Raw genomic sequence first — 24,933 nt, 5'->3', positions numbered from 1 at the left:
CCCCGCCCTCGTGGGCGCGCGGGCAGAACCCGCGCGCCCACGAAGCACCGCCCACCCCTCCCGAGAGCCCCGCGAACACCCCCGTCCCCAACCGCCTACCGGGGCACCACCAACAACCCCACCCCGAAGTGCCCCCGGTCCCCGCACCCCCGCACCGGACACCCCGCCGCCGTCCGAGCCAGCAGATCCGCCAACTGCGCCGCCCCGAAGTCCGGGTGCAACGCCGCCGCGACCGCCACCGCCCCCGTGACGTGCGCCGCCGACATCGAGGTGCCCGCCAGCGCCGCGAACCGCCCACCGGGCCAGTCCGAGACGATCGCCCCCTCCGCCCCGCCGTCCGGGTCCCCGCCGGGTGCAGCCAGCGAAATCCGGCCGCGCCCGTAGTTGGTGTAGGAGGACGGACTCCCGTCCCGGTTGACGGCCGTGACGGTGACGACCCCGGGCAACTCGCCGGGAAGGCGGATGCACTCGGTGCCCAGGTAGCGGGTGGGGGCCGGCCCGGTGACCCGGTCGTTGGGGCTGCGCCGGTCCGTCCGGGCCGCGCCGAGGTCCTGCCCGTCGTTGCCGGCCGAGGCGACCACCACCGCGCCCTTGCGCCGGGCGTAGGCGACGGCCCGGCCGACGGCCGCGATCAGCGCCGCCTGGTCCGGTTCCTCGGGGCAGTTGTACTTCCACGGGTCGGCGAAGTAGCTGTCGTTGATCGCCTTCGCCCCGTGGTCGGCGGCCCAGAGCATGCCGCAGACGATGTTCTCCGCGTAGTACTGCCCCAGGGGCCCGAGCAGCCGGACGGCGGCGATCCGCACACCGGGCGCGACCCCGGTGACGCCCTGCCCGTCCCGGGCCGCACCGATGATCCCGGCGACGTGGGTGCCGTGCCCGCTCTCCTCCACCCCGGGGTCGGGCCGCCAGGAGCCGGTGCGTGCGTCCGGCCGTCCGTCGGCGCAGGACGCCGAGGCCTTCGGGTCGACGGCCGCCCGCAGGTCGGGGTGGGTGTCGTCCACGCCCGAGTCCAGCACCGCGACCAGCACCTTGCGCATCGCCTCCGGCCCCGGCACCCCACCGACACCGTCCCCGGTCGGCCCAACCCCCGCCACCGCTCCCGACGCCGTCCCTGCCCCCGCATGAACCATGGCCAGGTTCCAGGCCCCGCCCTCCCTGGGGTCCGGCACCGTACCAGCCGTCGTCCCCGTCCCGCCGTCCCCCGCATCCCCCCGCCAGCCGCGCCCCACCCCCGCGGCGAAGTCACCCGCCCCGGCCAGTTCCCGCGGCGGCCCCACCACCGGCGCCGTCCGGGTCGCCCCGACCGCGGCGATCCCCGGCCTGCGTCGCACCCGTTCCGCGAAGCCCCCGGTGGCGTACGTCAGCACCGCCCCGATCTGCGGGTACTCCTGCACCACCTGTCCGCCCGCTGCCCGGCTCTCCTTCCCGGCCCTGGTGGCCCCTGCGGCGTCCTCCCGCTCGGCCAGCACCAGGTAGCTGACGTAGGCGCGCCCGGGCCCCGACACGTACGGCACGGCGCCGCCCGCCACCAGGGCGGTGACCAGTATCGCGAGCAGCGCCCGGGCGTGCCCGCACACCCTGCGGCGGCGGGCCGTACGGACGGGACCGCCGGACCGGTGCGCCTGCGCCATCCCACGCTCTCCGCTCGTCGGTCCAGTGAGGTCACAGCCCAAGCCGGGCAGCCACCAAGTGATCACCCGCCCGATTTCTCACCATATGAGCGTTTCATCATTCCCGCCCCCGCAGCTACACCCCTCGGCCCGGCCCCCTCACGCCCGGCCCCTTCCGCCCACCCCACCCCTGCTCACGGCCCCGCCCTCGCTTGTCAGTCCCACCCGGCACCATGGGTGCATGGCGCCCCAGCACCCGACCCCGCCCGCCGACGCCCCCCGGCCCGACGACCCGCTGGCCGACTTCGCCCCGGCCACCCGGGCGTGGTTCACCGGTGCCTTCTCCGCCCCGACCACCGCCCAGGCCGAGGCCTGGCGCGCCATCCAGCGGGAGACCGACGTCCTGGTGGTCGCCCCCACCGGCTCCGGCAAGACGCTGGCCGCCTTCCTCTCCGCGCTCGACCGGCTCAGCAGCACCCCGCCCCCGGCCGAGCCCAAGCGCCGCTGCCGGGTGCTCTACGTCTCCCCGCTCAAGGCCCTGGCGGTGGACGTCGAACGGAACCTGCGCGCCCCGCTGACCGGCCTGCGCCAGGCCGCCGTCCGGCTCGGCCTGCCCGAGCCCGAGGTCCAGGTCGCCATCCGCTCGGGGGACACCCCCGCCGCCGACCGCCGCCGCTTCGCGACCCACCCGCCGGACATCCTGATCACCACCCCCGAGTCGCTGTTCCTGCTGCTCACCTCCGCCTCTCGGGAGGCGCTCCGGGGCATCGACACGGTGATCCTGGACGAGGTCCACGCCGTCGCCGGCACCAAGCGCGGCGCCCACCTCGCGCTCAGCCTGGAGCGGCTGGACGAACTGCTGGACCGCCCGGCCCGCCGGATCGGCCTGTCCGCGACGGTGCGCCCGGTCGAGGAGGTGGCCCGCTTCCTCAGCCCCCAGCGCGGCGCCGTCGTCGTCCAGCCCGCCGCCGCCAAGGAGTTCGACCTCTCGGTGGTCGTCCCGGTCCCCGACCTGGACGACCTGCCCGCCGCCCCGGCCACCGGCGGCGCCGCGGGCTCCGACCCGCAGCGCCAGGCCTCGATCTGGCCGCACGTCGAGGAGCGGATCGTCGACCTGGTCGAGGCGCACCGCTCGACCATCGTCTTCGCCAACTCCCGCCGCCTGGCCGAGCGCCTGTGCAACCGGCTGAACGAGATCGCCTACGAGCGCGTCACCGGCACCGCCGCCCCCGAGGCGCACGCCCCGGCCCAGCTGATGGGCGGCTCGGGCGCCGCCGGGGGCGTGCCCGCGGTGATCGCCCGGGCCCACCACGGCTCCGTGTCCAAGGAGCAGCGCTCCCTGGTCGAGGAGGAGTTGAAGGCCGGCCGGCTGCCCGCCGTGGTCGCCACCTCCAGCCTGGAGCTGGGCATCGACATGGGCGCCGTCGAGCTCGTCGTCCAGGTCGAGTCCCCGCCCTCGGTCGCCTCCGGCCTGCAGCGGGTCGGCCGGGCCGGCCACCAGGTCGGCGCCGTCTCCACCGGCGTGTTCTTCCCCAAGTACCGGGGGGACCTGGTGCAGTCCGCCGTGGTCACCGAGCGGATGCGGGCGGGGCGGATCGAGGCGCTGCGCATCCCGCGCAACCCGCTGGACGTGCTGGCCCAGCAACTGGTCGCGATGACGGCCCTGGACGCCTGGCCGGTGGATGAGCTGCTCACCGTGGTCCGCCGCGCCGCCCCCTTCGCCACCCTCCCGCAGTCCGCCTTCGACGCCGTGCTCGACATGCTGGCCGGCCGCTATCCCTCCGACGCCTTCGCCGAGTTGCGCCCCCGGGTGGTCTGGGACCGGGTGGCCGGGACGGTGACCGGCCGCCCCGGCGCCCAGCGCCTGGCCGTCACCTCCGGCGGCACCATCCCCGACCGAGGCCTGTTCGGCGTCTTCATCGCCGGCACCGATCCCAAGAAGGGCGGCGGCAGGGTCGGCGAGCTCGACGAGGAGATGGTCTACGAGTCCCGCGTCGGCGACGTGTTCACCCTCGGCACCACGTCCTGGCGGATCGAGGAGATCACCCACGACAAGGTGCTGGTCACCCCGGCCCCCGGCGTCCCCGGCCGGCTCCCGTTCTGGAAGGGCGACACCCTCGGCCGCCCGCTCGAACTCGGCCGCGCCCTCGGCGCGTTCACCCGCGAGCTGGGCTCGCTCCAACCGGAGGCCGCCACCGAGCGCCTCAAGCGGGCCGGCCTGGACGACTGGGCCGCCGCCAACCTGCTGGACTACCTCGCCGAGCAGCGGGCCGCCTGCGGCCACCTCCCCGACGACCGCACCATCGTGGTCGAGCGCTTCCGGGACGAGCTCGGCGACTGGCGGATCGTCATCCACTCCCCCTTCGGCGCCCAGGTGCACGCCCCCTGGGCGCTCGCCCTCGGCGCCCGGCTGCGCGAGAAGCACGGCCTGGACCCGCAGGTCATGCACGCCGACGACGGCATCGTGCTCCGGCTGCCCGACGCGGACCTGTTCTCCCCCGACTTCGACTTCGCCGGCCCGTCGGAGCCCGCGAGTCCGTCCCGGGACGAGGCCCCGGTCGGCGCCGACGCCGCCCTGTTCGACTCGACCGAGATCGAGCAGCTGGTCACCGACCAGGTAGGCGGCTCCGCCCTGTTCGCCTCCCGCTTCCGCGAGTGCGCCGGCCGAGCCCTGCTGCTCCCCCGCCGCAACCCCGGCCGCCGCACCCCGCTCTGGCAGCAGCGCCAGCGCGCCGCCCAACTGCTCGAAGTCGCCTCCGAGTACGGCTCGTTCCCGATCGTCCTGGAGGCCGTCCGCGAGTGCCTCCAGGACGTCTTCGACGTCCCCGGCCTGGTCGAGCTGATGGGGGACCTCGAATCCCGCGCCGTCCGCCTGGTCGAGGTCACCACCCCCGAGCCCTCGCCCTTCGCCCGCTCACTGCTGTTCGGCTACGTCGCCCAGTTCCTCTACGAGGGCGACTCCCCGCTCGCCGAACGCCGGGCCGCCGCCCTCTCGCTCGACTCCCGGCTGCTGTCCGAGCTCCTCGGCCAGGCCGAACTGAGCGAACTGCTCGACCCGCAGGTGCTCGCCGAGCTGGAGGCCGAGCTCCAACGCCTCACCCCCGAGCGCCGGATCAAGGACGCCGAGGGCGTCGCCGACGCGCTGCGCCTGCTCGGTCCGCTCACCGAGGCCGAGTTGACCGCCCGTGGCGCCGAGCCGCTGTGGGCCCTGGAACTGGAGGCCGCCCGCCGGGTGATCCAGGTCCGGATCTCCGGCGAGCAGCGCTGGGCCGCGATCGAGGACGCCGGACGGCTGCGCGACGCACTCGGCACCCCGCTGCCGGTCGGCGTCCCCGAGGCCTTCACCGAGCCGGTCAAGGACCCGCTGGGCGACCTGCTGGCCCGGCACGCCCGCACCCACGGCCCGTTCACCGCCGCCGAGGCCGGCGCCCGCTACGGCCTGGGCACCGCCGTCGTCACCGGCACCCTGCAGCGCCTCACCGCGGCTGGCCGCCTGGTCCAGGGCCAGTTCAGGCCGGCCGGAAGCCACACCGACCCCGAGTGGCACACCGCCCCCGAGTGGTGCGACGCCGAGGTGCTGCGCCGACTGCGCCGCCGCTCGCTGGCCGCCCTGCGCCAGGAGGTCGAGCCCGTCCCGCCGCGCGCCCTGGCCGCCTTCCTGCCGCAGTGGCAGCACCTGGCCGGGCACCGGCTGCGCGGCGCGGACGGCCTGCTCCGGGTGGTCGAACAGCTCCAGGGGACCGCCCTGCCCGCCTCCTCCCTGGAGAAGCTGATCCTCCCGGCCCGGCTCGGCGACTACTCCCCCGGCCTGCTGGACGAGCTGATGGCGGCCGGCGAGATCGGCTGGTGCGGCGCGGGCGCCCTGCCCGGCAAGGACGGCTGGCTCAGCCTCCACCTGGCCGAGAACGCCCACCTGCTGCGCCCCGAGCCGGTGCCGCCCGCGCTCACCCCGCTGCACAGCGCCCTGCTGCAGTCCCTGGCGGGCGGCTACGGCCTGTTCTTCCGCCAGCTCCTCCAGCAGCTGCCGGAGGAGACGGCCGAGCCGGAGGCGGTCGAGGCGCTCTGGGACCTGGTCTGGGCCGGGTACGTCACCAACGACACCCTGGCACCGCTGCGCGCCCTGCTCGGCTCCGGCCGCACCGCCGGAGCCACCGCCCACCGCGCGCCCCGGTCCACCCCGCGCGGCCGTTACGGCGGCGCGGGCCGCGCCTTCGGCCGGGCCGGCGCAGCGTTGCGCGGCGGCCCGACGGTGGCGGGGCGCTGGTCGCTGCTGCCCTCCCTCGCCGCCGACCCGACGCTCCGGGCCACCGCCCAGGCGCAGAGCCTGCTGGACCGGCACGGTCTGCTGACCCGGGGCACGGTGGCGGCCGAACGGGTGCCCGGCGGCTTCGCCGGGGTCTACCGGGTGCTCGCCGCGATGGAGGAGCGCGGCCGGGCCCGCCGGGGCTACTTCGTCGAGGGCCTGGGCGGCGCCCAGTTCGCCATGGAGGGCGCGGCCGACCGGCTGCGCTCGGTCAACGGCCGACTGGAGCGGGCCCGGGCCACCGAGTGGCCGGCCGCGCCGACCGCCGAGCCGCCGCAGCTGCTGGTGCTGGCCGCCACCGATCCGGCGAACGCCTACGGCGCCGCGCTGCCCTGGCCGGAGCCGCCCTCAGCGCCGGGGGCCAAGGAGGCCAAGGCGCACCGCCCGGGCCGCAAGGCCGGCGCCCTGGTGGTGCTGGTCGACGGCGAGCTGGCGCTGTACGTGGAGCGGGGCGGCAAGTCCCTGCTGGCCTGGCCGCAGGACGGGGCGACGGTCGCACTCGCCGCCGGGGCGCTCGCCGGGGCGGTCCGCGCGGGAGCGCTCGGCAGCGTCACGGTCGAGCGCGCCAACGGCGAGCCCGCCCTCGGCTCCGACCTCGGCCGCGCCCTGGAGGAGGCGGGGTTCCACGCCACGCCCCGCGGGCTGCGGCTGCGGCCGTAGCAGGGCCCGAGCGCCGCCCAGGGGCCGGAACGCCGCGAACGCACCCGAATGCCGCGGAAAGAGCCAGGAGGCCGCGGAGTCAACGACCCCGCGGCCTCCGGCCACGTCGATTCACCCGATCGGCGGTGATGGTGCCTCCACCCGGCGCACGGCCTCCTCGCGCCCGCGTCGGCGTCGCACGGGTCCGGTCGCGTTCCGGTCGGCATGGACCGGGATGAGACCGAGCCCCCAGCCGCCGGCCGCCAGCAGCCCCAGCACCGCGCCGTCGGTCAGCTGCCCGCGGACGGCCACGAGCCACCAGGTGAGCCCGGCCGTGAGAACCAGCAGGACCCGGCGCGCCGGCCGCGTCACCGCCCACCGCACCCGCAGCCGTATTCGGGCCACCGTGCGCACCGTCGCGATCCTCCGCACGACCGCCCTCCTCCGCTCGCCCCGGGCATCGGATACCCGGGAGTCGAGGCCGGATCAGGCAGCGACCACATCCATCGCGGCGGCCTTGGGCGACATGTTCGCCCGGTCGGCGCCGGGGGCGGGCAGCGGAACCGGTTCGAGTACCGGCCTCAGCAGATCACCCTCGGAGAGGGTGGCCATCGCCGCAAGTTCGGCGAGCGACAGTTCGTCGCTGACCTCGCGCATGACCTCGGACATCCGGACGTCGAGCGCGTCGCAGATGGCGGAGAGCAGCTCCGAAGAGGCCTCCTTCTGTCCCCGCTCCACCTCGGAGAGGTACCCGAGCGAAACCCTGGCGGCCGCCGACACCTCGCGGAGTGTGCGGCCCTGGCGCTGGCGCTGCCGACGCAGTACATCGCCCAGTAGGCGACGGAGCAGGATCATCGGTGCCTCCCTCCTCGGACTGCGGATCGAGATGTCACGCCCCCACCGTACCGCCTTGCCCGCTTCGCGTGCGGGGACCCTGGTCGTGTTCACTCTGGGCTGCAAGGCCGTCCCCCTCCTTGTTCCGGTGTCGTACCCGGGTTCGCGGGCCCCTCGTGGTACCCGACCTGGCCCACCCGGCCACCGTCACGCAACTCGTTCGCCACCTGGTTTCTGCCCAACCAGGCCGTTGGATGTAACACGATCCTCCAGCTGTGTCATGCCTGTACGCCAGTTCGGCAGAATCTCGATCCGGTGGAGATCCGTCCGCCGGCCGTCAACGACTGAGTCGGCCGGCGAGCAGTTCCAGTGCGGCGGTCACCGCGTCGTGACGGATTGTGGCACGGGCGCCCGACAGCAGGGGCGAACTGACCAGAGTTCCCCCCGGGCCGGCGACCGCCAGGTGTACGGTGCCCACCGGCTGTCCGTCCTGCGGGTCCGGACCGGCCACCCCGGTCGTCGCGAGCCCGTACGTGGCCCCCAGCAGGGCGCGCACGCCCTCGGCCATCTGTCGGGCCACCACCGGGTGGACCGGACCGTACACGTCCAACAGGCCCTCGTCCACCCCCAGCACCGAGGCCTTCAGCTCGGTCGCGTACGCGGTGACCGAGCCGCGGAAGGTCGCGGAGGCCCCCGGGACGTCCACCAGCGCGGCGGCCAGCAGCCCACCGGTGAGCGACTCGGCGACGGCCAGCGTGCCGCCCTCGGCCCGCAGCGCGGCGTGCACCCGCTCGGCCAGCTCGTGGTCCGTCATCGGAGGTCCCCTGTTCCTACCGGTCCGCGCGCTCCGCGGCCGTGCCCTCGCGGCGCAGTCGCAGCGCCTGCCCGACGTAGTCCAGTGCGGTGCCGACGGTCAGCAGCACCGCCAGGCCCATCAGGACCGCCCTCCCGGTGGCCAGCCAGCCGTGGAGGTCCAGCACGTACATGCCGACCGCGATGCCCTGGGTCAGCGTCTTGAGCTTGCCGCCGCGGCTGGCCGGGATGACCCCGAAGCGGATCACCCAGAAGCGCATCAGGGTGATGCCGAGCTCGCGGGCCAGGATCACCGCAGTGACCCACCAGGGCAGGTCGCCGAGCACCGAAAGGCCGATCAGCGCCGCGCCCATGATGGCCTTGTCGGCGATCGGATCGGCGATCTTGCCGAAGTCGGTGACCAGGCCCTTGCGGCGGGCGAGCTCGCCGTCGAACAGGTCGGTGATCATCGCGATGGCGAAGGAGGCCCAGGCGACCGAACGCCACTTGGGATCGTGCCCGCCGCCGGCGAACAGCAGCGCCACGAACACCGGCACCAGCAGCAGCCGGACCATGGTGAGCACGTTGGCGATGTTCCAGATGCCCGGCGCCGACGGCAGGGCGGCCGCCGGTCTGCCCGGGCGGGCCGCGGCCGGGGCGCCGGGCCCCTTGGTCATTCCCCGGCTCCCGGAGCCTCGGCCCCCGCGGTCCTGAGCGCTCGCACCTGCTCCAGCGCCTCGGCGATCAGGTCGACGCCCTCGCTGGCCACCACGGTGGCCCGCCAGAACTGTCCGACCTTCGGGTCCTCGACGCCGTGCAGGGTGGTCAGGCCGTCGGTCTCCGGGGCCTGGTGGGCGGAGCGGCCCTCGACCACGCCGTCCTCGACCGACTCGATCAGCACCTCGACCTCGGTGCCGATCCGCTGCTCGGCCCGCTGGGCGGTCATCTCCTCGGCGAGCCGGCTCAGCCGGTCCAGCCGGTCGGCGACGACGTCCTCGGGCAGCTTGCCGTCGTAGGTGGCGGCCTCGGTGCCGTCCTCGTCGGAGTAGCCGAAGACGCCGATCGCGTCCAGCCCTGCGTGGGTGACGAAGCGCTCCAGCTCGGTGAAGTCCTCCTCGGTCTCCCCCGGGAAGCCGACGATGAAGTTGGACCGGGCACCGGCCTGCGGGGCCTTGCCCCGGATGGTCCCCAGCAGCTCCAGGAACTGGTCGGTGGAGCCGAAGCGGCGCATCCGGCGCAGCACGGCGGGCGCCGAGTGCTGGAAGGACAGGTCGAAGTAGGGCACCACGTCGGCGGTCCCGGTCATCGCGTCGATCAGACCGGGGCGCATCTCGGCCGGCTGCAGGTAGGACACCCGCACCCGCTCGACGCCCTCGATCGCGGAGATCTCGCCGAGCAGCGTCTCCAGCAGCCGGATGTCGCCGAGGTCCTTGCCGTACGAGGTGTTGTTCTCGCTGACCAGGACGATCTCGCGGACGCCCTGCCCGGCCAGCCACTGGGCCTCGTTCAGCACGTCGGAGGGGCGGCGGGAGATGAAGGAGCCGCGGAAGGCCGGGATGGCGCAGAAGGAGCAGCGCCGGTCGCAGCCGGAGGCGAGCTTGACCGAGGCGACCGGGCTGTCGTCCAGCCGCTTGCGCAGGGTGCGCGGGCCGGAGGCCGGGGCGAGGCCCTCGGGCAGGTCGGTGATCGGCTCGGCGGCGGCCTCGGCGCCGTGACCGGGCAGCGCGACGGCCTCGGCGGCGGACTGCCGATCGGCCGGGCTGATCGGCAGCAGCTTGCGGCGGTCGCGCGGGATGTGCGGGGCGTGGTGACCGCCGGAGAGGATGGTCTGCAGGCGGTCGGAGATGTCCGCGTAGTCGTCGAAGCCGAGCACCCCGTCGGCCTCGGGCAGCGCGTCGGCGAGCTCCTTGCCGTACCGCTCGGCCATGCAGCCGACCGCGACGACGGCCTGGGTGCGGCCGTGCCCCTTGAGGTCGTTGGCCTCCAGCAGGGCGTCGACGGAGTCCTTCTTGGCGGCTTCGACGAAGCCGCAGGTGTTGACGACGGCGACATCGGCCTCGGCGGCATCGTCGACGAGCAACCAGCCGTCGGCTTCCAGTCGCCCGGCGAGTTCCTCGGAGTCCACCTCGTTGCGGGCGCATCCGAGCGTGACAAGGGCGACAGTGCGGCGTTCAGGCATAGGGCCAAGATTAACGCGCGGCCTCCGGTGCCGTTCGCCCCGGAGTCCGCGCGCCACGGTTCGGCTGGTCATAACCGGCCCCCGCGGGCCCTGTGGTCAGCCTGCCTGCGGGTCTCCGGGGGTGTACGTGACGTGCACCACCTGGCCGTCCTTGCCGAGGACGCCGAGGTCCTTGCCGTTGACGTACGCGTGCACGGCTCCGCCGTTGCCGAGCACCAGCTTGATCTGCTTGGGGTCGGTGAAGGTCTGGTCCTGGCCGCCGCTCATGTTGTTCTGGAACAGCGACTTGCCGTTGCCGTCCATCGCCGAGACCCAGCTGGTGCCCTCGGCGACCAGCTTCACGGTGACCTTGTCGGCCGGGACGGCGGCGATCGCCGCGGGCGCCGACGGCTGGACGGTCGGCGTGACCGGGGCGACCGAGCCGGTGCTGGAGCCGCTGGGCAGCGGGGCGCTGGCGGAGCCGGTGCCGGTGCCGGTGTGGCCGCCCCTGCCGCTCACCAGGTTGAAGCCGATCAGGCCGACCACGGCGACGATCGCGGCGACCATGGCCGCCGCCCAGTTCGGCCGGCTGCGGGCGGGCACCTTGATCGGGCCGCTGTCGATCAGCTGGGTGGTCGGGCGCTTGGAGGCCGGCGAGCCGCCGTGCGCCTCGTCGAAGCGGGCGACCAGTGCCTCGGCGTCGGCGCCGACCGCCTGGGCGATCGAGCGGATGTGCCCGCGGGCGTAGAAGTCGCCGCCGCAGCGGCCGAAGTCGTCCTCCTCGATGGCATGGACGATCGGCACCCGCACGCGGGTGGAGGTACTCACCTGGTCCACCGTGAGTCCCGCCTCGATCCGGGCGGCGGACAGCACCCGGCCGATGCTCGGAGCATCGGCTGCCTGCTCCGCGTCGTCGGTCGGCTCGACGGACGACGGGGCGTTGTCGCGGTCGGAGGACTTGCCGATGGTCACGGGGCACGCCTTTCGAGCGGATGGCCACCTGCTGGGGAACAGTCTAGGGGCGCGGGCGGATCGTTTCTCAAACGGACCGGGCCGAATGCGCGGCCCCGCCACGACCGTGGCTCCGGCCCCCGCTGGCCGGCGGTCAGCGGGGACGCACGACGGAACTCGGGGTGTGCTTCGCGGCCTGTGACGCGGCGTACGGACATTCGGTTCCCCGGGGGATCGAAGACGAGCCTTCGTGGCGCCTACCCTCCTCCGAACGAGTGAACACCCGCCGAGGGCACGGTCCGTCAGCCCCGCAGGGTGATCAGCACCCCGTCCAGTTCGTCCGGCTTCACCAGCACGTCTCGGGCCTTGGAGCCCTCACTCGGACCGACGATCCCGCGCGACTCCATGAGGTCCATCAGCCGGCCCGCCTTGGCGAAGCCGACGCGGAGCTTGCGCTGGAGCATCGAGGTGGAGCCGAACTGGGTGGAGACCACCAGCTCGGCGGCCTGGATCAGCAGGTCCAGGTCGTCGCCGATCTCCTCGTCGATCTCCTTCTTCGGCCCGGCCCCGGCCATCACGTCGTCCCGGTAGACGGCGCTCAGCTGGTCCTTGCAGTGCTGCACCACCTTGGCGATCTCCGCCTCGGTGACGAACGCGCCCTGCATGCGGATCGGCTTGCTCGCGCCCATCGGCAGGAACAGCGCGTCGCCCTTGCCGATCAGCTTCTCCGCGCCGGGCTGGTCCAGGATGACCCGGGAGTCGGCCATCGCGGAGGTCGCGAAGGCCAGCCGGGACGGCACGTTGGCCTTGATCAGACCGGTCACCACGTCCACCGAGGGCCGCTGGGTGGCGAGCACCAGGTGGATGCCGGCCGCGCGGGCCAGCTGGGTGATCCGGACGACCGAGTCCTCGACGTCGCGCGGGGCGACCATCATCAGGTCGGCCAGCTCGTCGACGATCACCAGCAGGTACGGGTACGGCCGCAGCTCCCGCTCGCTGCCCAGCGGCGGGGTGACCTTGCCGGCCCTCACCGCCGCGTTGAAGTCGTCCACGTGCCGGAAGCCGAACGCCGCGAGGTCGTCGTAGCGCATGTCCATCTCGCGCACCACCCACTGGAGGGCCTCGGCGGCCTTCTTCGGGTTGGTGATGATCGGCGTGATCAGGTGCGGGATGCCCTCGTACGCGGTCAGCTCGACCCGCTTGGGATCGACCAGCACCATCCGCACCTCGTCCGGGGTGGCCCGGGCGAGGATCGAGGTGATCAGGCAGTTGATGCAGGACGACTTGCCCGCGCCGGTCGCACCGGCCACCAGGATGTGCGGCATCTTGGCGAGGTTCGCCATCACGGTGTGGCCCTCGACGTCCTTGCCCATGCCGACGACCATGGGGTGGGTGTCCTCGGCAGCCGTGCGCGAGCGCAGCAGGTCGCCGAGGTTGACCATCTCGCGGTCCCGGTTGGGGATCTCGATGCCGACCGCGGACTTGCCCGGGATCGGGCTGATGATCCGCACGTCCGGGCTGGCCACCGCGTACGCGATGTTCTTGGCGAGCGCCGTGATCCGCTCCACCTTGACGGCCGGGCCGAGCTCGACCTCGTAGCGGGTGACCGTCGGGCCGCGGGTGAAGCCGGTGACCTTGGCGTCCACCTTGAACTCGGTGAAGGTGCCGGTGAGCTGGGCGACCACCTCGTCGTTGAGGGCGCTGCGGGCCTTCGCCGGGCCGCCGCGCTCCAGCAGGTCGAGCGAGGGCAGCGCGTAGGTGACGCCCTCGCCGAGCTGCAGCTGCTCCATCCGCACCGGCGCCGGGCTGTGCTCCGCGGGCGCGCCCGGGCCGCCGTTGCGGGCGGCCGGGACGGCGGGCTCCTCGGGCGCCGCGGTGAGGTCCTTGACCTGGTGCATCATGTCCGCCACCGCGGAGGAGGCGGGCACGCCGTAGACCAGTGCGCCGTCCAGGTCGGCGGCCGCGCCGGCGGCGAGGTCGCGGGTGGCGTACGGGTCCGGCGGCTCCTCGCCCAGGGGGCCCTTGTCCAGCGAGACGCGGACGGCGGCCGGCTGCTCCTCGTCGTCCTCGACGGACTGCTTGCGCCGGCGGCGGCGACGGCGGGCGGCGATCTCGTCGCCCGGGTCGTCACGGTCGGTGTCCACGGTGTAGGGCAGCGCCTCGGGGTCGACGTCCTCCGGCGGTTCGGTGGACAGCTCGCGCTCCGGCGTACGCCCCCAGTGCGACGCGTCCTCGGGACCGGGCTCGACCACGCCGAGCCTCATCCCCACGCCGCGCACCCGCTCGCCGATCCGGTTGACCGGGGTGGCGGTGACCACCAGCAGGCCGAAGAAGGCCAGCAGCAGGAGCAGCGGCACGGCCAGCACCGCGCCGGCGGCGGCCATCATCGGGGTGGACGCGCCCCAGCCGATGATCCCGCCGGCCGCCCTTATCCGGGAGGCGCCGCTGCCCATCGTGGGCGCGCCGCAGCCGATGTGGACCAGCCCGAGGATGCCGACCAGCAGCGTGCTCAGCCCGATCACGATCCGGCCGTTGGCCTCCGGCAACTCAGGGTGGCGCCAGAGCCGGATCGCTATCCCGGCCAGCAGGAACGGCACCAGCACGTCCAGTCGCCCGAACAGCCCGGAGACCACGGCGGTGGCCGCCCCGTTCAGCCAGCCCTCCGAGCTGAACCAGGTGCCGGCCGCGACCACCAGCGCGAGCGCGAACAGCAGCAGGCCGATCCCGTCCTTGCGGTGGGCCGGGTGGAGGTTCTTGGCGCCGTCGCCGAAGCTGCGGAAGATCGCGGCGATCGGGCTCGCGAGCGCGTTGAGGGCGCTCATCAGCACCGACCGGCGCGGCGGGGGCGGCGGAGCCGACTTGGCGGCCGCCTTCTTCGCGGGGGCCCTGCGGGCGGCCGCCTTCTTCGCGGGCGGCTTGCCCGGGGCCTTGGCCGCGGCCTTCTTGGACGGTCCCGGACTCGGTTTGCGTGCGGCGTTTCCGGGCGTACGAGTGGCCATGGGTCAGCAGCCTACCGGGGCGGGCGACCCGAGCACATGCGGCCGAGCCGGAGGTCCGGACGTGTCGCAGACACATCGTCACGCTGACCCCGTTTCACCCGGCCGCAGCACCAAACCACCCGGACGAGTGAACGCCCGGAGGCACGTCTACGCGCTGCCGGGGCGCATCGCATCCAGGGCCCGGCGCAGGCCGGCCAGCTTGCGCTCCAGGTGCGCCGCGGTGGCCGCCACCCCGGCGTCCTCGGCCCCGTCCAGCTGCTTGCCCAGCGCCTCCGCCTGCTCCTCGACCGCCGCCAGCCGCGCGGACAGCTCGCCGAGCAACGCCCCGCCGAGGGCCGGCTGCTCGCCGCCGCCCGCCTCCAGCTCCAGCCGCAGCAGCGCGGCCTGCTCCTTCAGCTGGCAGTTCTTGACGTACAGGTCGACGAAGACCGAGACCTTGGCCCGCAGCACCCACGGGTCGAAGGGCTTGGAGATGTAGTCCACCGCGCCGGCCGCGTAGCCGCGGAAGGTGTGGTGCGGGCCGTGGTTGATCGCGGTCAGGAAGATGATCGGGATGTCCCGGGTGCGCTCGCGGCGCTTGATGTGGGCGGCGGTCTCGAAGCCGTCCATCCCGGGCATCTGGACGTCCAGCAGGATGACCGCGAAGTCGTCGGTCAGCAGCGCCTTGAGCGCCTCCTCGCCGGAGGCGGCGCGCACCAGCGTCTGGTCCAGCGCGGAGAGGATCGCCTCCAGCGCCAGAAGGTTCTCCGGCCGGTCGTCGACCAGGAGGATCTTGGCCTTCTGCATCGGGGCTCGCCCTCCTGTCGCCTGCCTGCCGCCCGGTGAGGGCACTCGCGTACTGCCCACCGCTACCCCGGTCATGCTAGCCGCACCCCCTCGCCCGGCACATCGCTCCGTCGTGATCGGATCCGGAGCGGCGCGCAGCCAGTGCTCCGGCGCACGCTCAGCAGCGTGTCGTCGTCCGGTCACTGTTCGCAACGATCGGTGACCCTACCGGGTTCCCGAGCCCGATCGCCAGCAAACCGGCCGGCCGGCGGGCGCGAACCCGGGGTTCGCGCCCGCCGGGCCCTCACGCGCGGTCGCCGTTCAGCCACTCCGACATCACCGACAGCAGGTGGTCCGTCTCCACCGGCTTGGTGATGTGGTCGGTGGCACCCGCCTCCAGGGACTTCTCGCGGTCGCCCTTCATCGCCTTGGCGGTCAGCGCGATGATCGGCAGACCGGCGAACTGGGGCATCCGGCGGATCGCCTCGGTGGTCGCGTAGCCGTCCATCTCCGGCATCATGATGTCCATCAGGACCAGCGCCACGTTCTCGTGCTGCTCCAGCATCTCGATGCCCTCGCGGCCGTTCTCCGCGTACAGCACGGTCAGCCCGTGCTGCTCCAGCACGCTGGTCAGGGCGAACACGTTGCGCACGTCGTCGTCCACGATCAGCACCTGCTGGCCGTCGAAGCGGGTGTCGCCGCGGGCCGGCCTGGGCTGCTGCGCGGGCTCCACCGCCCGCGGCGCGGCGGCGCTCTCCAGCGCGGCGGTACGCCGGCGCTCCATGGCGCCGCGACGGCGCTCCTCGGCCATCTCCCGGACCTCCTGGGCCCAGTGGTCGGCCGGGCTCTCGCCGACCGGCACCGGCAGGCCCACGGGGGTCACCCCGACCGAGGCGCGCGGCGCCGGCGGGTTCGCGGCCCCCGGGCGCTCGGCCGGCCGCTCGGCGGCGGCGTCCGGGGCGTCGGTGCGCAGCGGCAGGTAGAGCGTGAAGGTCGAGCCCTTGCCCAGCTCGCTCTCGGCGTGGATCTCCCCGCCGAGCAGCCGGGCGATCTCGCGGCTGATCGACAGGCCGAGGCCGGTGCCGCCGTACTTGCGGCTGGTGGTGCCGTCGGCCTGCTTGAACGCCTCGAAGATCTCGCGCAGCTTGTTGCCGGGGATGCCGATGCCGGTGTCGGAAACCGAGAAGGCGATCAGCTCGTCGTCCGGGCCCTGGATCGAGCCGAACTCCAGCAGCCGCTCGCGCACGTGCTGGGGGACGTCCCGGCCGGCCGGGCTGATCGAGAAGTCGACGCCGCCGGCGTCGGTGAACTTGACCGCGTTGGAGATCAGGTTGCGCAGCACCTGCTGGAGCCGCTGCTCGTCGGTGTGCAGGGTGACCGGCAGGGCGGGCGAGACCCGGACCGCGAAGTCCAGGTTCTTGTCGACGGCGACCGGCTGGAAGGTGGCCTCGACGTAGTCGACCAGCTGGACCAGGGCGATCCGGGCCGGGCGGACGTCCATCTTGCCGGCCTCGACCTTGGACAGGTCGAGGATGTCGTTGATCAGCTGGAGCAGGTCGGAGCCGGCGCCGTGGATGGTGTCGGCGAACTCCACCTGCTTGGGCGAGAGGTTGCCCTCGTTGTTGTCGGAGAGCAGCTTGGCCAGGATCAGCAGCGAGTTGAGCGGGGTGCGCAGCTCGTGCGACATGTTGGCGAGGAACTCGCTCTTGTACCGGGAGGCCAGGGCGAGCTGCTCGGCGCGCTCCTCCAGCACCTGCCGGGCCTCCTCGATCTCGCTGTTCTTGATCTCGATGTCGCGGTTCTGCTGGGCGAGTTGCTCGGCCTTCTCCTGCAACTCCTCGTTTGTGCGCTCCAGTTCCTCCTGGCGGGCTTCCAACTCGGCGGAACGCATCGAGAGTTCGGCGGTGAGCCGCTGGGACTCCAGCAGCAGTCCCTCGGTCTTGGTGTTGACGCTGATGGTGTTGACGGTGACGCCGATCAGGTCGGCGATCTGGTTCAGGAAGTCCAGCGCGACGGTGGTGAAGGAACTGAAGGTGGCCAGCTCGATCACGCCCAGCAGCCGGCCCTCGAACAGCACCGGCAGCACCACGATGTGGGTCGGCGAGGCCTCGCCGAGGCCGGAGGCGATCTTGAGGTACCCGGGCGGCGCCTCCTTGACGATGATCGCCCGCTTCTCGACCGCCGCCTGGCCGATCAGCGACTCGCCCGGCCGGAAGGTGGTCGGCATCGCCCGCCGCTGGTAGCCGTAGCTGCCGATCAGGCGCAGCACGGTGTCGTTCTCGTCGTCGTCCTCGGTGATCAGTTCGGCGGTGCGGCCGGCCGGCTGGGCGAGGAAGAAGGCGCCGTGCTGGGCGGAGACCACCGGGGTCAGCTCGGTCATGATCAGCGAGGCGACCGCCTCCAGGTCCCGGCGGCCCTGCAGCAGGCCGGAGATCCGGGCCAGGTTGGTCTTGAGCCAGTCCTGCTCCTGGTTGGTGCGGGTGGTCTCGCGCAGGTTGGCGATCATCTGGTTGATGTTGTCCTTGAGCTCGTCGAGCTCCCCCGCGGCGTCCACGTCGATCCGCAGGCTCAGGTCGCCCCTGGTCACCGCGGTGGCGACCTGGGCGATCGCGCGCACCTGCCGGGTCAGGTTGTTGGCCAGCTCGTTCACCGACTCGGTGAGGTCCTGCCAGGTGCCGTCCACCCCGGGCACTCGGGCCTGGCCGCCGAGCCGCCCGTCGGTGCCCACCTCCCGGGCGACCCGGGTGACCTCGTCGGCGAAGGCGGACAGCTGGTCGACCATGGTGTTGATGTTGGTCTTGAGCTGGAGGATCTCGCCGCGCGCGTCGACGTCGATCTTCTGCGAGAGGTCGCCGCGGGCGACCGCCGTGATCACGAGCGCGATGTTGCGGACCTGACCGGTGAGGTTGTTGGCCATCTGGTTGACGTTGTCGGTCAGGTCCTTCCAGATGCCGGCCACGCCCGGCACGCTCGCCTGGCCGCCCAGGGTGCCGTCGGTGCCGACCTCGCGGGCGACCCGGGTGACCTCCACCGCGAACGCGGACAGCTGGTCGACCATGGTGTTCAGGGTCCCGGCGAGCGTCGCGATCTCGCCCTGCGCGTCGATGGTGATCTTCTTGGAGAGGTCGCCGCGGGCCACCGCGGAGGCGACCTCGGCGATGTTGCGCACCTGTCCGGTCAGGTTCGAGGCCATGAAGTTGACGTTGTCGGTCAGGTCCTTCCAGATCCCCGACACCCCGCGCACCCGCGCCTGGCCGCCCAGGATGCCCTCCGTGCCCACCTCGCGGGCGACCCGGGTGACCTCGTCGGCGAAGGCCGACAGCTGGTCGACCATGGTGTTGACGGTGGTGACCAGCTCCAGGATCTCGCCCCTGGCGTCGACGGTGATCTTCTTCGACACGTCGCCGCGGGCCACCGCCGTGGTCACCTCGGCGATGTTGCGGACCTGGCTGGTCAGGTTGTTGGCCATCAGGTTGACGCTGTTGGTCAGGTCCTTCCACGTCCCGGACACCCCGGGCACGCTCGCCTGGCCGCCGAGGATGCCCTCGGTGCCGACGTCCCGGGCGACCCTGGTCACCTCGTCCGCGAAGGAGGAGAGCTGGTCGACCATCGTGTTGATGGTGTTCTTCAGCTCCAGGATCTCCCCGCGCGCGTCCACCTGGATCTTCTGCGAGAGGTCGCCCTTGGCGACCGCGGTGGTCACCTGGGCGATGTTGCGCACCTGGTCGGTGAGGTTGTTCGCCATGAAGTTGACGTTGTCGGTCAGGTCCCGCCACACCCCGGCCGCCCAGGGCACCTGGGCCTGGCCCCCGAGCCGCCCCTCGGTGCCCACCTGGCGGGCCACCCTGGTCACCTGTTCCGCGAAGCCGGAGAGCTGGTCGACCATCGTGTTGATGGTGTTCTTCAGCTCCAGCATCTCCCCGCGCGCGTCCACCTCGATCTTCTGCGAGAGGTCCCCGCGCGCCACCGCCGTGGTCACCTGGGCGATGTTGCGCACCTGGCCGGTCAGGTTGTCGGCCATGAAGTTCACCGAGTCGGTCAGCTCACGCCAGACCCCGGCCACACCCGGCACCTGCGCCTGGCCGCCGAGCCGACCCTCCGTACCGACGTCCCGGGCCACCGTGGTGACCTGGGCGGCGAAGCCGTTCAGCTGGTCCACCATCGTGTTGACGGTGTTCTTCAGCTCCAGCATCTCGCCGGCCACGTCGACGGTCACCTTGCGGGACAGGTCGCCCTTGGCCACCGCCGTGGTCACCTGGGCGATGTTGCGCACCTGCGCGGTGAGCCGACCAGCCATGGTGTTGACCGAGTCCGCCAGGTCCTTCCAACTGCCGGAGACGCTGCGGACCTTGGCCTGACCGCCGAGCTTGCCCTCGGTGCCCACCTCGCGGGCCACCCGGGTCACCTCGTCGGTGAACTCCGAGAGCTGGTCCACCAGTCCGTTGACCGTCCGGCCGATCTTCAGGTACTCGCCGCGCAGCGGGTGGCTCACCCCGTTGCTGTGCAGCGAGCGCAGCTCCATCTTCTGGTCCAGGTCGCCCTCGGCGATCGAGGTCAGCACCCGGCCCACCTCGGCCATCGGACGGGCCAGGTCGTCGATCAGCGCGTTGCAGTTGTCGACGGCCGCCATCCAGGCGCCCTCGCCCGCGCCGGTCTCCAACCGCTCGTTCAGCCGGCCCTCGCGGCCCACCGCCCGCCGCACCCGCGCCAGTTCACCGGTCAGGTGCTGGTTGCGCTCGGCGACCTCGTTGAACACCGCGGCGATCTCCGCCAGCGGCCCGTCGCCCGGAACCGTCAGCCGGCGCCGGAAGTTGCCGTCCCGCATCGCGGTCAGCGCGGCCAGCAGCTTGCGCAGCTCGGCGGGCTCCGCGCTGCGGTTGTGGCCCGATCGCCGGCCGGCCGCGATCCGCGGCGCGGTCCCGGACCGCCCGCCGCGCGGCGCGGGCGGCGTCGTACCGGTAGCGTCCTTGGTGGCGTCCTTGATGGCCGAACTCAACGGGGCCCCTCCCACATCGTGTGAACTGTCCGGTGACCGCCGCGCCGGTACGGCACGGACCGGGCACCGGCCCGGCTGGGCTGCGTGCCGGCCGGACCCTCCGGTCCACCGGCACCTACACGACCGTACTGCTCCCACCGGCCGTCGCGGACCCCCCAGTCTGGCAGCACTGGCGCCCGGTATACGGCCGGTTGCACTGGGTTGTCCCCGCACCGTCCGAAACAGGTGGGGAGAATCACCCTCTGGTGCCTGTTTCACGGCCCCGCCCCCACGGGGAACCAAGCGGAAAGTAGGGTGGAGCGCTGCACCGGGCCACGACCCGACCCAGCGCCGACGCTCACCCCGACGGCGCGCACGGGGAGGTCGGCGCCGTAACCCCGGACAGTCAGGGCCAGAGCAGCAGAGGAGAAGTGGCAACGTGGTCACTGCGCGCGCAGCCGCCACCTTCGCCCCCGACGGCCGGTCCGCGGCCGCCGCCCGGGGCTTCGTCCGGGATGCGCTGCTCGGCTGGGGCCTGCCCGAGGTCGTCGACGACGCCGTCGTCCTGGTCAGCGAACTCGTCACCAACGCCGTCGTGCACGCCGGCACCGCCGCCGAGGTCTGCTGCCTGCGCGAGGAGCAGACCGTCCGGATCGAGGTCACCGACCACCACCCCGAGCGCGGCCTGCCCTCCCTCGGCGACGGGCCCGTCTCCGCTTCCGACCGCTTCGCCGACCCCGACGGCGAGGGCGGCCGCGGCCTGCTGATGTGCTCCGCCCTCGCCGAGCGCTGGGGCGTCGAGTACGCGGCCGGGCAGAAGACCGTCTGGTTCCGGCTCACCCTGCCGGCACACGTGGTCGGCACCCGCTACGCCGTTCCCGCCACCCCCGGCAGCGACCTGCCCAGCAGCCGCGGCCCGGTGCACGTCGCCGTCGTCCAGCTCGACGAGGACGGCCGGGTGCTGGCCTGGAACCCGGACGCCGAGGCGCTCTTCCAGCACCCCGCCGCCACCGTCCTCGGCCGCCCATGGGCCGACCTCGCGGTCTGGCCGCAGACCCCCGGCCGCGGCCCCGGCCTCACCGACACCCTCCGGCTGGCCCGCTGGGAGGGCGGCTACGGCCTTCGGCTGCCCGACGGCGAGGAGGTCGAGGTGTACGGCGTCCAGGTGCGCGTGCGCGACACCGAGGGCGTCCCCTCCACCCTCTGTCTGCTCGTCCTCGAAGCCGACCGCGCCGTCCTGCGCTCCCCCGCCCGCGCCCTGCCCGGCGAGCGCGCCGACGCCGCCGGCCCCAGGCTCGACCTGCTGGCCGGCCCGGTCGCCACCGACGACCTGGAGACCCTGCTCCAGCGCACCGTCGAACGCGCCCGCGACCTGCTCGACGCCGACGCCGCCTACCTGCTGCTCACCACCGACGACGAGACCGAGTTCGAGGTCCGCGCAGCCACCGGCCTGACCACCGAGCACCGTCGGCACAGTCGCTTCCCGGTCGACACCGGCAACCGCTACGACTCCGCCCGGCTGCCCTCCGTCCACGAGGACCTCACCGCCCGCCCCAGCGGACTGCCCCTGCTCTCCGGCAGCGGCATGCGCTCCCTGGTCACCGTCCCCCTCAAGGTCGAGGGCCGCCTCATCGGCTCGCTCGGCATCGCCACCGCCGCCCCCGGCCGCTACGACAACGAGGACGCGCTGCGCCTCCAGTTCGCCGCCGACCGGGTCGCCCTGGCCGTCGAGAGCACCCGGCTGACCGAGCTCGAACAACTGCGCCGCGGCTCGCTCTCCTTCCTCGTCGAGGCCTCCGACCTGCTGGCCGGCACCCTCGAACACGAGCAGACCCTCGCGCTGATGGCCCAGATGGCCGTCCCCACGCTCGCCTCCTGGTGCGCGGTCTACACCAACGGCGACCACAGCTCCCCGGCCCGCCTCGCCTTCGTTCTGCACGAGGACGAGGACCGGATCGACCCGCTGCGCGACCTGCTCGACAAGACCGCCTCCCCCGAGGCCGGCCCCACCCACGGCGTCCGCTTCTGGACCGCGCCCACCGAGGCGGCCACCGCCCGCGGCCTCACCGACAGCCCCGAACTCGCGGGCCTGCTCGGCGAGACCGTCGTCCTGCCGCTGACCGCCCGCAACCGGGTCATCGGCCTGCTCGCGCTCGGCGTCCCGGCCGGCGTCCGGTTCCGCCAGGAGATCCTCGAACTCGCCGAGGACCTCTCCCGCCGGGCCGCCCTCGCCCTCGACAACTCCCGCCTCTACTCGGAACGCACCGCCACCAGCCAGGCCCTGCAACGCAGCCTGCTGCCGCCGGACCTGCCCGAGATCCCCGGCGTCGAGGTGGACGTCTACTACCAGGCCGCCGGCGAGGGCAACGAGGTCGGCGGCGACTTCTACGACCTGTTCACCATCCGCGAGGGCACCTACGGCTTCGCCATCGGCGACGTCTGCGGCACCGGCCCCGAGGCCGCCTCCGTCACCGGCCTGGCCCGGCACTCGCTGCGCCTGCTCGCCCGCGAGGGCCTGGACGCCCCACAGGTGCTGCGTCGGCTCAACGCGGCCATCCTGGACGAGGGTTCGCGCAGCCGATTCCTCACCCTGCTGTACGGCGAACTGACGCCCCGCCCGGACGGCAGCACCGAACTGTCCCTGGTCTGCGCCGGCCACCCGCTGCCGCTGAGACTGCGCACCGACGGCCAGGTCGACCGGGCCGCCACCCCGCAGCCGCTGCTCGGAGTCATGGAGGACCTCGAACTCACCGCCGAGCGCCTGGTGCTCTCCCCCGGCGAGGTGCTGCTCTGCGTCACCGACGGAGTGACCGAACGCCGCGAGGGCCGACGGATGTTGGGCGACGACGGCCTCGCCGAGGTGCTCACCGGCTGCACCGGCCTGACCGCCGGCGCGGTTGCCATGCGGGTGCAGCGCGCGGTCGAGCGCTTCGCCCCCGAGCCGCCGTCCGACGACATGGCGATCCTGACCCTTCGGGTGCCGCACCAGCGTCAGGCGTGACCGTTGGCTCGTGACGGTTGGCGCGTGGCTGTCCGCGCGTGGCTGTCCGCGCGTGACCGCTCCACAGCTGACGCAGTCACAAATTGTTATCTTCACAAGGGTACAAGCGAACAGGGCCGGGTAAACCGGTCTCGCCGGGGAATCTCCCCGGCGAGGACGTGACCAGCGGCTCTCCGCCGGCCCACCACTTCCGACCTCACTTCTGACCGCCGCCCGCGCACGCTCCCAGCCGTGCGCCCTCGGCGCGGTCGCGCGCATCCCCCCTCGTCCCCACACCACAGCGTCACTGCGCCCTGCGCGCGCACAGAGTGAAAGGAGCCTCCGGTGAGCAACGACGCTTCCGGGGCAACGAACGCCCGCTCCACCGGAGCCGACGCGGGTAACCTCGGCTACCTCGCCCTCGGCCTCACACTGCTCGCCTACGGTCTGCTCTCCACCGGGATCCTGCACGGCACCGGCGTCGGGGACGCGGCCCACCTCGCCCACCTGCTCGGCGGCGTCACCCTGTTCATCGCGGGCCTCTGGCAGCTCCGCCGCGGCGAGGGCTTCACCGGGACCGCCTTCACCAGCCTCGGCGCCTTCTGGGCGACCTGGTCGGTGGCGGGCGGCGCGAGCAAGAACGCCGCCGGTCTGTTCCTGCTGCTGTGGGCCCTGCTCGCCCTCAGCCTCACAGCGGCCGGCTGGGGTGCGGGCCTGGTCAGCCGCGCCGTCTACGGCCTGTTCACGCTCTCCCTGGTGCTGAACGCCATCGCGGTCTTCGGCAGCTACAGCGGTCTGGGCAAGGCCGCCGGCTGGATCGCGGCCGTCGCCGGGCTCGTCGCCTGGTACTGGGCCACCTCCTCGCTGAGCAACGGCTCCTGGGGGAAGGTCGCCCTGCCGGTCAAGTGACCTGCCTGGGCCGGTTCTCGGCTGCGGTGCGGGGTCGGGTCTCCGTCTCGACGGAGACCCGACCCCGCCACCGTGCCGCCAACGCCAGTACGGCGTAGGCGGACAACAGGATCGCGACCGCGACGATGCCGTCCGCCCAGAAGTGGTTGGCGGTCACCACGACCACCGCCACCGTCAGCACCGGGTGCAGCACCACCAGCCAGCGGAACGGACTCCGCGACACCCGCACCACCGCGACCGCCGCCAACACGCACCAGGCGACGTGCACCGAGGGCATCGCCGACAGCTGGTCGGCCACCACCACCCCGCCCACCGCGCCGCCGTACACCGACTGCCCGTACTCCGCGGCCACGTCGACGAACCCGCTCCCCGGCAGCATCCGCGGCGGCGCCACCGGGATGAACTGCACCAGCAGACAGACTGCGGTGGTGATCACCACCGTGTTGCGCACCCACGCGTAGCGCGCCCGGTGCCGCACGAAGACCCAGAACAGCACTCCGAGCATGACGGCGAAGTGCATGACCGCGTAGTAGTAGTTCGCCAGCCGCACCAGCACCGGGTACGGCGTGACCGCCGCCTGCCAGGACGCCTCGTCCGGCAGCCCGACCACCTGCTCGGTCCGATGGATCCAGCTCGCCCGGTCCAGCGCGTGGTCGGCACTCATCACCGACAGGTGCCCCACCAACTGCCACAGCGTGAAGAGCGCCAGCAGCGTGCCGACCTCCCGCAGCAGCGCCGACACCCCCGGCTTCCGGACCCGCGCCGCCGCGTACGCGCCGCCGTAGAGGACGACGGCGGCGCCCCCGGCGGTCTGCCAGGTCAGGGTCAGGTTCTGCATTGGCAGAGGGTAACGCAAAAAGACCCCCTCCCGAATGGGAGGGGGTCTTTTTGGAATGATTGTTCGGCGGCGTCCTACTCTCCCACAGGGTCCCCCCTGCAGTACCATCGGCGCTGTGAGGCTTAGCTTCCGGGTTCGGAATGTAACCGGGCGTTTCCCTCACGCTATGACCACCGAAAC

The 24,933-nt window shown here is 73.2% G+C and carries 14 protein-coding genes and 1 rRNA gene; 3 read left to right on the top strand and 12 right to left on the bottom strand.

The window, feature by feature from the left end; translation table 11 throughout:
- Positions 1-95: 95 nt before the first annotated feature.
- Positions 96-1,631, bottom strand: coding sequence for a S8 family serine peptidase (locus tag HS99_RS29380; protein ID WP_050366559.1), 1,536 nt, complete (start codon positions 1,629-1,631; stop codon positions 96-98).
- A 220-nt stretch (positions 1,632-1,851) separates the two neighbouring features.
- On the opposite strand from HS99_RS29380, the gene HS99_RS29375 reads away from it, so the two are divergent.
- The gene (locus HS99_RS29375) at positions 1,852-6,573 is read left to right on the top strand and encodes an ATP-dependent helicase (protein ID WP_078867772.1); all 4,722 of its coding nucleotides are present in this window, start codon (positions 1,852-1,854) and stop codon (positions 6,571-6,573) included.
- A 111-nt stretch (positions 6,574-6,684) separates the two neighbouring features.
- On the opposite strand, the gene HS99_RS29370 is transcribed toward HS99_RS29375, so the two are convergent.
- From HS99_RS29370 to HS99_RS29330, 9 genes are all read right to left on the bottom strand, one after another.
- Positions 6,685-6,984, bottom strand: coding sequence for a hypothetical protein (locus HS99_RS29370; protein WP_030290910.1), 300 nt, complete (start codon positions 6,982-6,984; stop codon positions 6,685-6,687).
- A 54-nt stretch (positions 6,985-7,038) separates the two neighbouring features.
- Positions 7,039-7,407 carry a helix-turn-helix domain-containing protein gene (locus HS99_RS29365; RefSeq protein WP_030290911.1) on the bottom strand — a complete coding sequence of 123 codons (369 nt, stop codon included), beginning with the start codon at positions 7,405-7,407 and terminating at the stop codon, positions 7,039-7,041.
- A 316-nt stretch (positions 7,408-7,723) separates the two neighbouring features.
- The gene (locus HS99_RS29360) at positions 7,724-8,200 is read right to left on the bottom strand and encodes a CinA family protein (RefSeq protein ID WP_046386031.1); all 477 of its coding nucleotides are present in this window, start codon (positions 8,198-8,200) and stop codon (positions 7,724-7,726) included.
- A gap of 16 nt (positions 8,201-8,216) precedes the next feature.
- Positions 8,217-8,855 carry a CDP-diacylglycerol--glycerol-3-phosphate 3-phosphatidyltransferase gene (gene pgsA, locus HS99_RS29355; protein ID WP_030290914.1) on the bottom strand — a complete coding sequence of 213 codons (639 nt, stop codon included), beginning with the start codon at positions 8,853-8,855 and terminating at the stop codon, positions 8,217-8,219.
- Positions 8,852-10,357 (bottom strand): 30S ribosomal protein S12 methylthiotransferase RimO, encoded by a 1,506-nt coding sequence (gene rimO, locus HS99_RS29350; protein WP_030558067.1) that lies wholly within the window; start codon positions 10,355-10,357, stop codon positions 8,852-8,854. Before rimO ends, pgsA begins: the two co-directional genes overlap by 4 nt.
- A gap of 96 nt (positions 10,358-10,453) precedes the next feature.
- The gene (locus tag HS99_RS29345; protein ID WP_030290918.1) at positions 10,454-11,308 is read right to left on the bottom strand and encodes a helix-turn-helix domain-containing protein; all 855 of its coding nucleotides are present in this window, start codon (positions 11,306-11,308) and stop codon (positions 10,454-10,456) included.
- Positions 11,309-11,589: 281 nt separating this feature from the next.
- Positions 11,590-14,286, bottom strand: a complete 2,697-nt coding sequence (locus tag HS99_RS29340) for a DNA translocase FtsK (RefSeq protein ID WP_030290921.1) — start codon at positions 14,284-14,286, stop codon at positions 11,590-11,592.
- A gap of 147 nt (positions 14,287-14,433) precedes the next feature.
- A complete protein-coding gene (locus HS99_RS29335; RefSeq protein ID WP_030290922.1) occupies positions 14,434-15,072 on the bottom strand; it encodes a response regulator in 639 nt (212 codons plus the stop codon).
- A 283-nt stretch (positions 15,073-15,355) separates the two neighbouring features.
- Positions 15,356-19,957 carry a HAMP domain-containing protein gene (locus tag HS99_RS29330; RefSeq protein ID WP_283810023.1) on the bottom strand — a complete coding sequence of 1,534 codons (4,602 nt, stop codon included), beginning with the start codon at positions 19,955-19,957 and terminating at the stop codon, positions 15,356-15,358.
- A 508-nt stretch (positions 19,958-20,465) separates the two neighbouring features.
- Between HS99_RS29330 and HS99_RS29325 the strand changes: the two genes are divergently transcribed.
- Both HS99_RS29325 and HS99_RS29320 read left to right on the top strand, forming a co-directional pair.
- On the top strand, positions 20,466-23,027 hold the full coding sequence (locus HS99_RS29325) for a SpoIIE family protein phosphatase (RefSeq protein ID WP_030290923.1): 2,562 nt from the start codon (positions 20,466-20,468) through the stop codon (positions 23,025-23,027).
- Between the two features lie 324 nt (positions 23,028-23,351).
- Positions 23,352-23,915 (top strand): GPR1/FUN34/YaaH family transporter, encoded by a 564-nt coding sequence (locus HS99_RS29320; protein ID WP_030290925.1) that lies wholly within the window; start codon positions 23,352-23,354, stop codon positions 23,913-23,915.
- On the opposite strand, the gene HS99_RS29315 is transcribed toward HS99_RS29320, so the two are convergent.
- Both HS99_RS29315 and rrf read right to left on the bottom strand, forming a co-directional pair.
- Entirely contained in the window at positions 23,908-24,753 is an 846-nt protein-coding gene (locus tag HS99_RS29315; RefSeq protein ID WP_046386030.1) for a phosphatase PAP2 family protein, read from the bottom strand. The two genes, HS99_RS29320 and HS99_RS29315, sit on opposite strands and share 8 nt — an antisense overlap.
- 61 nt (positions 24,754-24,814) lie before the next feature.
- A 5S ribosomal RNA gene (gene rrf, locus HS99_RS29310) occupies positions 24,815-24,931 on the bottom strand.
- Positions 24,932-24,933: the final 2 nt, after the last annotated feature.

It is taken from the genome of Kitasatospora aureofaciens (assembly GCF_001188955.3).
Classification (GTDB): domain Bacteria; phylum Actinomycetota; class Actinomycetes; order Streptomycetales; family Streptomycetaceae; genus Kitasatospora; species Kitasatospora aureofaciens.
Note: the sequence above shows the minus strand (reverse complement) of the source record. Positions and strands in the feature narration are given on the sequence as shown.

Excerpts from the sequence above, each read along its gene's own strand:
- pgsA (WP_030290914.1), bottom strand. The coding sequence starts at position 8,855 with ATGACCAAGGGGCCCGGCGCCCCGGCCGCGGCCCGCCCGGGCAGACCG.
- HS99_RS29335 (WP_030290922.1), bottom strand. The coding sequence starts at position 15,072 with ATGCAGAAGGCCAAGATCCTCCTGGTCGACGACCGGCCGGAGAACCTT.
- HS99_RS29360 (WP_046386031.1), bottom strand. The coding sequence starts at position 8,200 with ATGACGGACCACGAGCTGGCCGAGCGGGTGCACGCCGCGCTGCGGGCC.
- HS99_RS29375 (WP_078867772.1), top strand. The coding sequence starts at position 1,852 with ATGGCGCCCCAGCACCCGACCCCGCCCGCCGACGCCCCCCGGCCCGAC.
- HS99_RS29365 (WP_030290911.1), bottom strand. The coding sequence starts at position 7,407 with ATGATCCTGCTCCGTCGCCTACTGGGCGATGTACTGCGTCGGCAGCGC.
- HS99_RS29340 (WP_030290921.1), bottom strand. The coding sequence starts at position 14,286 with ATGGCCACTCGTACGCCCGGAAACGCCGCACGCAAACCGAGTCCGGGA.
- rimO (WP_030558067.1), bottom strand. The coding sequence starts at position 10,357 with ATGCCTGAACGCCGCACTGTCGCCCTTGTCACGCTCGGATGCGCCCGC.
- HS99_RS29315 (WP_046386030.1), bottom strand. The coding sequence starts at position 24,753 with ATGCAGAACCTGACCCTGACCTGGCAGACCGCCGGGGGCGCCGCCGTC.
- HS99_RS29380 (WP_050366559.1), bottom strand. The coding sequence starts at position 1,631 with ATGGCGCAGGCGCACCGGTCCGGCGGTCCCGTCCGTACGGCCCGCCGC.